Source organism: Paenibacillus sp. SYP-B3998 (assembly GCF_010820665.1).
In the GTDB taxonomy this organism is placed as follows: Bacteria; Bacillota; Bacilli; order Paenibacillales; family NBRC-103111; genus Paenibacillus_E.
Genome location: NZ_JAAIKC010000003.1, coordinates 260,325 through 272,927, shown reverse-complemented (window position 1 = coordinate 272,927; position 12,603 = coordinate 260,325). Strand labels below are relative to the sequence as shown.

At 40.6% G+C, this 12,603-nt stretch carries 12 protein-coding genes; 5 read left to right on the top strand and 7 right to left on the bottom strand.

Going from position 1 to position 12,603, the window contains the following annotated elements; all coding sequences use genetic code 11:
• Positions 1-452: 452 nt before the first annotated feature.
• The 5 genes from GK047_RS11665 (at position 453) to GK047_RS11645 (ending at position 5,155) form a co-directional block, all read left to right on the top strand.
• Entirely contained in the window at positions 453-1,397 is a 945-nt protein-coding gene (locus GK047_RS11665; protein WP_163946118.1) for an aldo/keto reductase, read from the top strand.
• Positions 1,398-1,722: 325 nt separating this feature from the next.
• Positions 1,723-2,823 carry a glycosyltransferase gene (locus GK047_RS30145; protein WP_163946114.1) on the top strand — a complete coding sequence of 367 codons (1,101 nt, stop codon included), beginning with the start codon at positions 1,723-1,725 and terminating at the stop codon, positions 2,821-2,823.
• A 10-nt stretch (positions 2,824-2,833) separates the two neighbouring features.
• Positions 2,834-3,601 carry a YheC/YheD family protein gene (locus tag GK047_RS11655; protein ID WP_163946111.1) on the top strand — a complete coding sequence of 256 codons (768 nt, stop codon included), beginning with the start codon at positions 2,834-2,836 and terminating at the stop codon, positions 3,599-3,601.
• 174 nt (positions 3,602-3,775) lie between these two features.
• Positions 3,776-4,420 (top strand): phosphatase PAP2 family protein, encoded by a 645-nt coding sequence (locus GK047_RS11650; protein ID WP_163946108.1) that lies wholly within the window; start codon positions 3,776-3,778, stop codon positions 4,418-4,420.
• 240 nt (positions 4,421-4,660) lie between these two features.
• A complete protein-coding gene (locus GK047_RS11645) occupies positions 4,661-5,155 on the top strand; it encodes a C40 family peptidase (protein WP_163946104.1) in 495 nt (164 codons plus the stop codon).
• Positions 5,156-5,296: 141 nt separating this feature from the next.
• Here the strand turns inward: GK047_RS11645 and GK047_RS11640 are convergent, their stop codons facing one another.
• From GK047_RS11640 to GK047_RS11610, 7 genes are all read right to left on the bottom strand, one after another.
• On the bottom strand, positions 5,297-6,409 hold the full coding sequence (locus tag GK047_RS11640; RefSeq protein WP_163946101.1) for an MGDG synthase family glycosyltransferase: 1,113 nt from the start codon (positions 6,407-6,409) through the stop codon (positions 5,297-5,299).
• Between the two features lie 725 nt (positions 6,410-7,134).
• Positions 7,135-7,323 (bottom strand): DUF3088 domain-containing protein, encoded by a 189-nt coding sequence (locus GK047_RS11635; RefSeq protein ID WP_163946098.1) that lies wholly within the window; start codon positions 7,321-7,323, stop codon positions 7,135-7,137.
• 374 nt (positions 7,324-7,697) lie between these two features.
• Positions 7,698-8,309 (bottom strand): undecaprenyl-diphosphatase, encoded by a 612-nt coding sequence (locus tag GK047_RS11630; RefSeq protein WP_163946095.1) that lies wholly within the window; start codon positions 8,307-8,309, stop codon positions 7,698-7,700.
• Positions 8,310-8,534: 225 nt separating this feature from the next.
• Complete coding sequence (locus GK047_RS11625) at positions 8,535-9,929, bottom strand: HAMP domain-containing sensor histidine kinase (protein ID WP_163946092.1); 1,395 nt, start codon at positions 9,927-9,929, stop codon at positions 8,535-8,537.
• A 17-nt stretch (positions 9,930-9,946) separates the two neighbouring features.
• Entirely contained in the window at positions 9,947-10,621 is a 675-nt protein-coding gene (locus tag GK047_RS11620; RefSeq protein ID WP_163946088.1) for a response regulator transcription factor, read from the bottom strand.
• Between the two features lie 184 nt (positions 10,622-10,805).
• Positions 10,806-11,867, bottom strand: a complete 1,062-nt coding sequence (locus GK047_RS11615) for a YheC/YheD family endospore coat-associated protein (protein ID WP_163946085.1) — start codon at positions 11,865-11,867, stop codon at positions 10,806-10,808.
• Positions 11,868-12,076: 209 nt separating this feature from the next.
• A complete protein-coding gene (locus tag GK047_RS11610; protein WP_163946083.1) occupies positions 12,077-12,586 on the bottom strand; it encodes a GNAT family N-acetyltransferase in 510 nt (169 codons plus the stop codon).
• Between the last annotated feature and the right edge of the window lie 17 nt (positions 12,587-12,603).

Here is a 12,603-nt window from a genome sequence, read left to right as displayed (position 1 = left end):
ATAATTAACGTATTCATGACGGCTTCAAAAATGATCGTAACCGGCCAAAGGGGATGATAATATTCCGAATCCTTAGAAGTGAATAATTCCCATGTTTCCGGAAGGTACGCTAGCAGTTACGATTTGATAGCTTATCTGCAGAAAGGTTCCATAAAGAGAAAGCTGAACCCAAATTAGCCAGCCCCCTACTTAAGTGCTTCTTATTTGTTCTGACTGTATGCTACAATGCTTTCGACAAAAGTAATGAAATTCCTTCCAATTTACCCAAATCGTATAATCGCAGTTAAGTGAAGCCCTCTCCCTACTTACCTTTCGGATACTAGGTAACTGTTGCTTGATTAAATCACTTTTTTTTGCCTACTTTTCTCAAATCCTCGATTGACCTATAATTCTAAGCAAGCGGTTATCACGGCTGACTAGGATAAATATGCCAATATGGGAGGATTAAACCGATGGAAAAAAGACAACTAGGTCAATCTGGTTTGGAAGCGTCCGTACTCGGCTTCGGTTCTTGGGCTATCGGCGGGGATGCTTGGGGCCCTGTTCAAGATCAAGAATCGATTGAAGCTATTCAGGCCGCATTAGATGGTGGAATTAATTTATTCGATACAGCTCCGGTTTATGGAAAAGGCCATTCTGAAGCTTTACTAGCTAAAGCGCTTGGCTCTCGTCGCAAAGAAGTTCTAATCGCTACCAAATGCGGTCTTGTATGGGATGAAGCTGGAACAGTTAGCCGGAATAGTACTTACGATTCAATTATGCGAGAAGTTGATTTAAGTTTGAAACGTTTGCAGACCGATTATATTGACGTGTATCAGATACACTGGCCGGATCTTGAGACAGACATGGAACAATCCGCCAAGGCGATGAACGATCTTTATCAAGCTGGTAAAATTAGAGCTATTGGTGTATCCAATTTCGATGTATCACACATGGAGGCCTTCAGAAAGATATCCCCTTTGCATACACTCCAACCACCGTACCACTTGCTTCGGAGAGACATCGAAGAAACAATCTTGCCTTACTGCGTCGATAGTCAAGTTGGCGTACTTGCTTACGGACCTCTTGGTCACGGGTTGTTCTCAGGTAAAATGACGCCTGGTACGACATTTCCCGAAGGCGACTTCCGTGCCAAAAACGCCCTTTTCCAAGGCGATGCTTTTCTTCGTAATCTCCAGTTCGTGCAGGAGCTTAAAGCGATTGCAGCTGAAAAAGACACAACACCTGGCCATCTAGCCATTGCATGGGTGCTGGCACAACCTGGTCTAAGCGTGGCTTTAGTCGGTGCTAAAACAGCGGAGCAAGTAAGAGGAAATTTACGTGCAGCAGATGTAAAACTTACTTCTGCTGACCACAAACGTATTGAAGCTGCTCTACAAGTTGTTTACACGGCCTAGTATTAAACCTTATATCTTCGTTTAACCAACCCTACACTGCTCGAAGGCGCCTTAGCGCTGGGTCCGACGGACCTGAGTAGTATAGGGTTTTCTGCGTTAATTGTAAGCTATTTCCTCTTATCTTATCAGCCATCGGGCCACTGTCCCTTACCCATTTTTGATATCCTTTCTACAGCCTTCTATTATGCTTTGGGTTGCTCTCGCAAGCTATCCATAATGAAAAAATTTTAATGCAAACCCTAGACATTGCTCCAAGTCCCTTTATCCACCATGAATATGATATGTGGATGATAAGAAACATCCTGAAAGAGGTGGGCATTGAATCGTGCGTATTTTAATCATTGCACCGGAACAAATCCCTGTTCCTCCTCCAATCGGAGGCTCTGTAGAGCATTGTATTTATCAGATTGCACGAAAAATATCGACAAAACACACCGTTACCATCGTTAGTCGATGGCGCTCAAATTATCCTGAAAAAAGCAGTCACGGTCATGTCACGATCATTCGTGTTGCTGGAACAACCCCAAAAGCCTATCTTGCCAACGTACTCACAACAATTAAAGGACATCCATACGATGTCATTCAGATTGACAACCGACCAAGCTTTGTTCCTGCCGTCAAAAAAATATTCCCAAACACACAGATTTCGGTTTTCTTACATTCAGCGACCTTCATATCGCCTCCTATGACCTCTCAAGCAAAGGCAAACTCTGAACTACATGGTGCTGACCTGATTGTAGGCAATAGTCTGTCTTTGCAAAATCATCTTAAAAAGAAATTCCCCGCCCATAGCAGCAAAGTCCGTTTCGTTCATCTCGGGGTTGACCTTGATCAATTCAAGCCGCGTGAACAGCGAAAAACCGTTGGCAAACCCTTTGTTATCCTTTTCGCAGGCCGATTAATTCCTCAAAAAGGCATCCCTGTTTTGATGAAAGCGACTCAAATCGTTAGAAAATCAGTCCCTCATGTAAAGTTAGTTATTGCCGGTGGAACAGGACATCCGAGCTACAAGCAGTATCTGAAACGCTTAGCGGCCTCACTTCATATTCCTGTGACCTTCAAAGGGTACGTTTCGCGCAGTCAAATGCCGAACTTCTACGCTTCTGGAAATTGCTTTGTATGTCCTTCTCAAAAGCTCGAGGCTTTTGGATTAGTCAATGTAGAAGCCATGGCCTCCGGAATCCCCACAGTCGCGTCTAGAAACGGTGGTATTCCTGAGATTATTGACCACCGAAGCAACGGTCTCTTAGTAACGAATTACCTTAGTCCCCAAGCTTTTGCTAAACAAATCATCACCATTGCCCAACATCCTCTAATCGCTAAAAAGCTGGCAAAACAAGCCAGAAAAGATGTCATTCGCAGATTCAGTTGGAAGGCGACAGCAAATAAATTAGAAAAAATTTATGAAGTAAACAAATCCGAATAGGGGTGCTACGATGAAAATAAAAAGCTCACGTACCTTGGGCAGCAAATGGACAAAAACGCAGGTCTTACTGATGAATAAGGAGCTTAGTAGATTCGTACCGGAGACAAGAATCTATACCCGCGACGCTCTTCTCTCCATGCTAAAAAAGCACAAAATGGTTTATGTGAAACCAGTAAATGGCTCATTCGGTCTAGGCGTTATCCGAGTAGATCAAATAAACCATAACAAATACCGTTATCAAGCCGGCACGGTTACCCGCTCTTTCGTCAATTTTAACGACTTCTTTGTATCTCTAAACAAAAATAAATTTAAAAAATCCTATCTCATCCAGCAGGGTATTCATTTGTTAACGTATAATAAACGTATTTTTGATACACGAATAATGGTCCAACAAGGTCCTTTGAAGAAATGGGAATCCACAGGATACATCGGTCGAGTTGCCCATCCAAATAAAATTGTGACGAACTTTCATAACAGCGGCAAACCTTTGCCACTTGAATTATTACTAGGCTCTTATCTGAAAGACGAAAAGAAAAAATCATATATCTTAAAATTGAAACAGCTAGGACTTCAAATCGCAACTCAGTACCAAAAAAATCGATTGGGATTCAAAGAAATCGGAGTCGATATTGGCATCGATAAACAATTCGTTCCTTGGATTCTGGAAGTAAATACGGCGCCTGATCCTTTTATTTTTAATCAATTGAAAGATAAACGCATGTTTCATAAAGTCCTGCATTACGCACGAGCAAACGGTAGGTTCGTCAAAGCCAAGTAGGAATTACTATGTAAAATGGCAATAGGAGCTCACCTTTCATTTTGGAGGAAGCTCCTTTTTATCGCCTCTATTTAATCAGAACATTCATACGAATTGCAACTTGACTCAACATTATGTTATGTTATTTTTTTGTGAAACCAATTAATACAATATAAGATTAGGTGATCAACTAACATGAGTCCAAAGTTAAAAGTTACATTCGTCTTCATCATTAGCATTTTCTCTTTTCTCATTTTCCTTTTTATCGCTTCCCTCTACTCAGGACCATTTATTAAGCAGTTGGATGCCTCCCTAATTGCGTTCGTTCAAGGCATGGAAGCACCCTGGCTTACGGTCATCATGAAATCCATTACCTTCATTGGATCCACAGCAACAGTAATCATAGTTGCACTAATTTCCATGCTATTCCTTTATAAAATATTACATCATCGTCTGGAAATTACATTTTATCTAGTTGTAATTGCAGGAACCGCCATATTCAATCAAGTCCTCAAGCTCATTTTCCATCGTGAACGGCCAAGCCTTCACCGACTTATTGCGGAGAGCGGGTTCAGCTTTCCAAGTGGACATTCTATGGAAGCGTTCGCTCTTTATGCCTCACTTGCATTTCTACTTTGGAGACATTTATCTACGCGCCGGGCAAGAACGTTGGTTATCGTCATTTGTATAGGGATGATAGGTCTCATTGGTCTAAGTCGGATCTATTTAGGCGTGCATTATCCAAGCGATGTGTTAGGGGCTTATTTTGCAAGTGGCTTTTGGTTTACTCTGTCAGTGTGGATTTTTCAATGGTACAAAGAATACCGCACTCAGAAATAGTGAGCCTAAAGCGCCCACGCAAGCTATCACTGGGAATTTGAACCGCATTTTCGTTGTCAAGAATTTTTTGCTCATTATTTTCTCATCAAATTCTCAGAATGAAGGATAAAGCTTGTCTCTATCAGGGTTTCCTCCATCTTTGGAAATAATCAGGAGATCGGAGTTGTGTTAAGATTATTTCAGCAGCCAACACAACTACGATTCCAAGGGAGGAAATCAATCATGACTAACCTAAACAACATGAAAAAGAACCGCCTACGTAAATCGTTAATCGGGATGACACTTTGTTTCTCTATCCTTGCGTCTGGAAGCTTAATAGCAACACCTCAATCTGCTCACGCAGCAAACAGCGCGGCAGATATAAAAGTATTAACAGCGAATCGCATTATCTCATTGGGTGAGGATTTTATCGGCGTTAGGTACAAGTATGGCTCTAAGACTGGGCTTACTGATTCATTTGATTGCTCATCTTTTACTCAATATATATTTGAACAAAATGGCATTACACTTCCACGTTCCTCAAAGGAACAATCGCAGGTTGGCACTTATGTGTCCAAGGATCAATTACAGCCGGGAGATCTTGTTTTCTTCTATTCACCTATTCATCATGTTGGTATGTATATTGGCGATGGCAAAATTATTCATACGTATGGCAGTCCGGGTGTTACCATCTCGGACATCGATTCAGGATGGTGGAGCACACATTACCAATCTGCACGTCGTGTTTTGAACTAACTATATCGTTTTTAGTTTGATATTAAACAAAGGAATATATGCAAAAACCCCCTGACCATCAGGGGGTTTTTGCATACCTTAATCATTACTCAAGACACGATTTTTTTCTTATGCTGATGGGGATAATTAAAGTAAACAGATTTAAATCGAAAGTGAGACTGGTTGATTAATTTGTAGGATGATATCGTCAACAATATGAGCCGCAGCTTGATTCCTTTGCATGTTCATCATACGAATCCTAACTTCCTCTCGCAAGGTAGGATGCTCTAACAAATGATTAATTTTATCCGTCAAATGTTCAATGGTATCCGAGATTGAAGCTACACCTCGGCTAGATAAATAGATCGCATTTTCTCTTTCTTGCCCTGCATAAGGTTTAAAAATATAAATTGGAAGCTGTAGCGCAATTGACTCAGTCAGAGTTAAACCACCTGCTTTCGTGACAATACACGTAGAAGCAGACATCCATTCATGCAGATTGTTTACGAAACCAAAAACGGTCACATTCGAATAAGTAATAAATTGAGCGGCTAATTTCTGTTGCAACCTTTCATTGCGACCACAAACAACAATTAATTGGCATTTATCAATCGTAGCTAATGATGTAAGAAGGTCCTCGATATACCTGGACACCCCTTGATCTGAAGCCATGACGAGAATTTTCTTCTTACTTACTCCGTGTTCAATTGGTATTTTCGTAAATTCACTGCGTACCGGGATACCGCTGACTTCCACACGATCTCTATGAAAGCCCTCTAAGATAATCTGCTGCTTCAGCTCTTCCGTAGCAACATAATATTTATCCACTAGGGGATGCAGCCATGTTGCGTGCAAAGCGAAATCCGTCAAAACGGTAAAATTACTTATACCCAATGCACCGCATATTTCAGGAGATGCCCCAAATGGAAATGTATTAATGACAGCATCTGGACGTTCTTGATGAATAATTTCTTTTAACTTTTTTTTGCCTAAGGCTGTCATCGATCTTTGAAATAGAGCTGTTCTTTTCTTTTCCCTCGTATAGTAATAACTCCAACCGTAGTAATCAAGACCCATTCTTGATATTTGCGTGCTTTTGTTAATCAGCGAGGTTGTAACCATATTAATAAATGGATGTCCTTCTTTCATGAGATCGACGACCTTTACTTGATCCACCCCTTGAGCTAGAAACTGCTGCTGTAAAGCTTGAGACGCTTGTATATGCCCATTCCCATAGCTTGCCGTTAAAATTACTATGCGTGGCTTGACATTCATAATCAAGGAACCCTCCTTGCAGATGATTTGTTAAAACCGAAAGCGATAACCTGCTCCCCAAAAGGTTTCTGTCTGAGAATCTCCCACAGAATCAATCCCCCAAATCCGTTCAAAGAGATGATCTTTACTAATTTCAATGTATTTCGGCCCTTTTTCTAAACTGGGCTATTTCCATCTTTATTCATAATCTGTACCTGAAAGTCCAGATCGCCTGCTTTCATTCTCTTCAATGCATTTTTTAGCTGCTATTAAGATAAATCAAGATGACAATTAAGATGATAAATAAAATCAAAATGGATGACTTCGATCAATTTCCCAACACAGGCAAATCCGCTAACGCTGACTAGAAAGCGAGCATCGAAACAAAAGCTGCTAAACACGCTTTCAGAATACTTATTCCTTCGGCAAAACTAATCCTAGTACCTGCAAACAAATTGCAATTAAATGGAATTTCAACTAATAAAACAAGTACGACGGCAATACCTGTGCAAGTGGTGCACCTTTAGTCCAAAAGAATTCCACTTGCTGTTTTGCAAGAAATGCCGACTTTGAAATTCCCCAAGGCCATACCATGATGTACGTGCCATCGCACTAAACCCGGTCGTCATCATAACAATACTACTACCAACCCATAATTAACCATTTCCTAATATTTCTTAACTCGTTTTAACAACAAAAAGCATAGATCCTTTCATCAATTTGAAAGGGACTATGCTCTTAGTGCTCTATCTCTCTTTAATCTTTTCCAACTGAGTCTCCTTACGCGTGACCGTCTTCAAGTTGTACTCACCTAAAGCCTGTATCCGTTCTCGGATTGCAGTTGGAAAATCTACTTGCTCAACATCTATTCTATCATCTAGTTCATTGTACCAAGGAAGCAGGTTATATTTGATGACTAGCAAATCATCACTCATTTCAATACCACCTTTATAAGCTATTCTCACTACTAGTATATGTGCAAGTTGGTAGCATGAACTAGACTTATACATGCTAACAAACATCCAACTTTTTTATAAAACCTAATTCCTTAGAACAACAATCCAAAATGTCTGTTTAAAAAAACCTCCACTTTCGTCTTAGAGAAGGGAGGTTGCATACATCCTCTAACGTACACAAAAATGGATACCCGCTGATCATAGTGGGCTGTTGAGCAAACTGCATATCATGATCCATATTTGGAATCACATACGACACGGTTCTCATAGGAGTGATTTTCTTCAACAACGATGACAATATGATCGGGCTTGACGGTTCCCTGTTCCTTTGTCATAGCATTTGCTATTGCTTTTTACAACTCATTGAAACGCTGTTGCGTACGAGGCCAAAATTTTGCTTCTATTTTCTCGTAAACACCGATACTACTCCGGAGCACTTTCTGCAACCCTTTTGAATGATTAAAAAATTGATGAATGCCTACCGCGGTGACCATTCCAATCATAGCTCCGGCCATTACATCGGAAGGATAATGCACACCTGTCCAAATTCTCGAGAAAGCGATACATAGAGCTAACGCGAGCCAAAGGATTCCGTCTCTTCTACGGAATAACCAGATCGAAGTCGCAATGACGAATGCGCCAATTGCATGATCGCTAGGGAATGAAGCATTTGCAGGGTGATTAATCAATTGTAGAACTGAATGAGCAACAAATGGGCGATCTCGGTAAAAGAAGTGACCTAACAAACCACTAACAAGCAAACCCATACAAGCGGAAATAAGAGCTTGAGCAACCATTTTGCGATTAAGCTCCCTTCTTGTGAACCAATACACGACAACACCCAAGTAAAATCCATATTCGGCCTGTTGTGCCAAGAAACGCATCAAAGGGTTCAAGAAAGAAACTGTCATTCCTAAGTGGTTAATGATTTGAAACAGTTGATAGTCTAGTTGCTCAAAATTCATCTTCATCATCCTTTTATTTTTCTCTTATATAGCTTAACAATTACTTTACATCGTAAAAATGAAAATCAAATGAGAAATGAAATAAAAAAACATGCTCGATTACCGAGCATGACTGCTTACTGATTTATAACTATGTCTAATAAACCAGAGCCTTATTCCACGCCAAACTCCCGAGAAAAGCAAAGAATCCGAATCAGATGAATTTCATTCAGGAGATGCCAGCTGTTAGATTACTTGGGATATCGGAAACTTTAGAGTGACCACTGTCCCTTCATTTTCAATACTTGTAATAAATATTTCGCCCTGATAATTTTGCACCAATTGTTTGGCAATGGATAGGCCAAGTCCAGTGCCTCCAATCTCTCGATTCCTTGCCTTGTCTACGCGATAAAACCGGTCAAATACATTTGGCAAATCTTCAAGTGGGATACCTATACCATGATCTTGGACGGTAATTTGTATTTCATTCTTACTACAATGAGCCTGCACTACAATCTTTTTGTGGTCAATTGAAAACTTGATTGCATTATCAAGAACAATAAGTAGGATTTGCTCCATATGAAGGGCATTTATGTTTAAACGTTGGCCATCGATCTGTGAAGCTTCAACTTCAAAGTCAAATTCAGGATGAAGTACACCCACTCTTTTAACCGTCTGTACAAGAAGAGGCTCTATAGGAATTAACTCACTGCGTGCAAATGATGATTGAGATTCGATTTTCGTTAAAGTCAGTAATTGTTGCACAATCCCTTTTAATCGCCTCACTTCTTGCAAGGAAGCATCCAAGGACTCCTCCAGAACCGTAGGTTCTGTTTTCCCCCAACGATTCAGAAGAGATAAATGTCCTTCCAATATCGTTATGGGTGTCCGCAATTCATGAGAGGCATCTTCTACGAATTGTTTTTGCTGCCGAAAGGAGCTTTCTAATTGATCCATCAGATCATTAAAAAGCTGCGTAAGACTGGATAATTCATCACCATTCTCAATAGTGGTAACCCGTTCCTTTAGCCCTTTCTGTTTCACGCTTCGTATCGCAGTGTCCAAAGCTCTAATTGGCCGCATCAATTGTTTAGCGATGGCTAAGCCGCTAAGTCCGCTAATGAAAATAGCAAATAAGCCTCCGATGACCATCACCCAAAACAAGGTTTGGTTAAAGTGATCAAACGTCTCTAAGTTACTTGCAATCTCAATCGTCCCAGACCATATTTGGGTTGATATCGGACTCCTGTAGATAAGCAAATGATCCTCGCCATGAACGGTATCGAACAATTGTGGTTGATTAACAGGTTGTGAAACGATCCAATCTGTTTCAAAATGATTAGTCGCCGTTAAAATGGTTTCACCTCGCTGATCAATCATTCGAATCATTTGATTCTTACCTATAATTTTATCTATAAAAACCTGCGTTTCAGCCGCATTTAAGGACTCGGTCGTATTGGTTTTTATTTGTAAATAGTCTTGCATCTGTCCCATTGTCACTTGAATGGCATCTTTCTCTTGGTTCAACATCCAAAATTTCAAAACCATATACTGTGCAAAATTGTAGGAAGTAAATAAAAGAAAAATAAGCATGGTCGCGCCAAGCATGAGTTTCCATTTAATCGGAAGCCGCCTTAACAACAATATGACTCTCCTCTTCATCGCATGACGTATCCAATCCCTCGAACGGTCTGTATCAAGCTTTCCTCGCCTGAAGCATCAAATTTGTTGCGCAAATACCTGACATAAACATCCACAACATTGGTTTCAACGAGAGAATCGTACCCCCATACTTGATCTAACAGCATATCTCGGGTTAACACCAAATTCTGATTTCGCATGAACATAGCTAACAAATCGAATTCTCGCTTTGTTAGCTCTATGGTTTGATGATCTTTATGAACGATTCTAGCATCGAGGTCCATGCTAATTCCACGGTACTTCAAACACTCATGCTGGACACTCTCACCCACCTCTACTCTGCGAAAAATAGCTCGCATGCGAGCCAATAGTTCCTCGATAGCAAAAGGTTTTGAAATATAATCATCAGCACCGCTGTCCAAGCCAGAAACGCGATCTACCACACTGTCTCTAGCCGTGAGCATAATGATAGGTGTCTTCTTCGCTGATCGAACTTTACGGCACACCTCAATACCACTAATCATCGGAAGCATGATATCCAATAAAATCAAATCCCATTCTTCTTGCAAAGCAAGATCGAGCCCAGCTTTACCATTATCCGCTGCTTGTACAAAGAACGATTCATGCTCCAATTCAAGTTGAATAAACCGAACCAAGTTTTTCTCATCTTCAATCAATAGTATCCGTTTCATTTCAATCTCCTTTGAGTGCTTCATGCAAGTATAAATGAATAAGATGAGAAATGGATGAAAAAGACTTGTCCCATCATGCCACTCTTAGTTTAAAGAAAAAAGGTGGCATCTATACCCTACCTTATCGCCCCTGAAACAGCAAAAACTCCTTCTGGTCGTTTCAACCGAGGGAGTTTGAGTTCCTTCAATCATTCGTTTTATTCTGCAACAAAAACTTAGCATATTGCATAGGTGTTTCATACGTTTGATAAAAAGTAGCATTCATCTTTGCTTTTTTGAACGTATAACGTTGATCTCGCCCATTGATCTCAATCAGCTTAATGTTGCCCTCCAGATCAACGCCAATATCTAGTCCAAGATCAGCCAAATGCGGAAGTTTTCCGCTTACATATTGGGCAATAGCTAATGAAGCTTCACTTACAGCGTACTTCATCCGCTCAGGATCAAATCCGCTTTGCTTGAACAATTCCTCACAGCGTTTACAGGTTCCTCCCTTAGCCACATTCGTCACATGTCGGCCAACCGCGGCGACCTTCCCTACCATCCCTGTAATCTGCCATTTCCCTGAACCGCCGCGCTGTACGGATACACGTAAATCATAGGGTCTACCATGGTAAGTAGCTAATGAAATAGCTTCCTGAATCATATACTTTTTGTGTCCTACAATCTTATCGATCAATGAAAGTACTTGTTTACTCGATACTAGCTTAGGATTGCCCTTTTTCCAGTATAGGCACCACTTTCCATCGGACTGCTTGGAAATTTTCACGATACCGTCGCCTACGCTGCTATTCGTTGGCTTAATGAATAAAGCTTTGTGTTTCTTTAACGCATTCATCAACTGCTCAGGAGAATATTTCATCGAATTCGGAAGATAGATTTGCATGCTGCTCTTTGCATGAATCAGCTTGTGAATCCGGTGCTTATCATAACGATTCAGTCGGTTGAAAACAATGCTGGACTGGGATAATTGCTTTAGCTTTTTTTTCGAGGAACGCGATAAAGTAATCGCTCGATTATGTGTAACTTTCGGGATCGAGCGGCGTTCAAGTTTGAACTGCTTGTTCTTATACGTATACCCAAGAGCTGTGCCTTTGCTCATATGAGAGAGGGACATATAAAAAGGCATAAGACCAAGCTGCTCGGCAGCTTTGTTATAGTAATCTATTCGTTCGTTGCCTGTCTTATTTCTAGGAACTCCTAAATACGTGTCACCATCCAATAGAATACCAACTGTATGACCCATGTAAGCACCACCATCTATTTTTCGACTATGATACTGTATGTCTCTTAATTCAATAGCAGCACGGTGGCTACCTACGCTTGGAAGAGAATATTCGTATCGTTTGTATCTATAGCTTTAAAGAAAAAAGAGACAAGCCCGTTTAATAGGTTGCCTCTTTCCAATGTTAAAGATTAATTGAAAGCAGGGCCATAAAGCCCCACTCCTCATCTTCAATATGTATAGGTCATAAACTCCTCGTCATAGCCATGTCCATTTACTACTAAAGCGTTTTTCTCAGTGCCATAAGTTTCAAAACCTAACTTTCTATAAAGCTCAACAGCGTTCTGATTGGTACTAACAACTGATAAATTAATCTTTTTCAAACCATCAAGTTGTTTACCTCTTCGAAGGATTTCAGCAAGTAATTGTTTAGCAATCCCTTTACCACGGAATGTCGGTGTTACATATACACCCCAAATCGTCCCTTTATGTTTCAGTTTAATCCGCTGCTCTCTCCTAAAGCCCATCAGCCCAACAAGTTGATTTTCTTCCGTAAAAGCACCTATTATATAAGTATCGCACTCGGTATAATGAAACCTTTTCTCAACTTCAGACATGGTTAATGGTATGTTTTCTTCATAGGAAGCACTGAATGCCTCTGGTGTTGTCCTTAGCGCCTCTAACCTTAGCTGCCAGAACGCCTCTAGGTCAGTAAACTCAACAATTCTTACTTGAATCATTTGAAATCGCTCCTTCC

Bases quoted from the DNA above. Each gene is read 5' to 3' on its own strand.
- GK047_RS11665 (WP_163946118.1), top strand. From the start codon at position 453: ATGGAAAAAAGACAACTAGGTCAATCTGGTTTGGAAGCGTCCGTACTC.
- GK047_RS11655 (WP_163946111.1), top strand. From the start codon at position 2,834: ATGAAAATAAAAAGCTCACGTACCTTGGGCAGCAAATGGACAAAAACG.
- GK047_RS11650 (WP_163946108.1), top strand. From the start codon at position 3,776: ATGAGTCCAAAGTTAAAAGTTACATTCGTCTTCATCATTAGCATTTTC.
- GK047_RS11645 (WP_163946104.1), top strand. From the start codon at position 4,661: ATGAAAAAGAACCGCCTACGTAAATCGTTAATCGGGATGACACTTTGT.
- GK047_RS11640 (WP_163946101.1), bottom strand. From the start codon at position 6,409: ATGAATGTCAAGCCACGCATAGTAATTTTAACGGCAAGCTATGGGAAT.
- GK047_RS11635 (WP_163946098.1), bottom strand. From the start codon at position 7,323: ATGAGTGATGATTTGCTAGTCATCAAATATAACCTGCTTCCTTGGTAC.
- GK047_RS11630 (WP_163946095.1), bottom strand. From the start codon at position 8,309: ATGAATTTTGAGCAACTAGACTATCAACTGTTTCAAATCATTAACCAC.
- GK047_RS11620 (WP_163946088.1), bottom strand. From the start codon at position 10,621: ATGAAACGGATACTATTGATTGAAGATGAGAAAAACTTGGTTCGGTTT.
- GK047_RS11615 (WP_163946085.1), bottom strand. From the start codon at position 11,867: ATGGGTCATACAGTTGGTATTCTATTGGATGGTGACACGTATTTAGGA.
- GK047_RS11610 (WP_163946083.1), bottom strand. From the start codon at position 12,586: ATGATTCAAGTAAGAATTGTTGAGTTTACTGACCTAGAGGCGTTCTGG.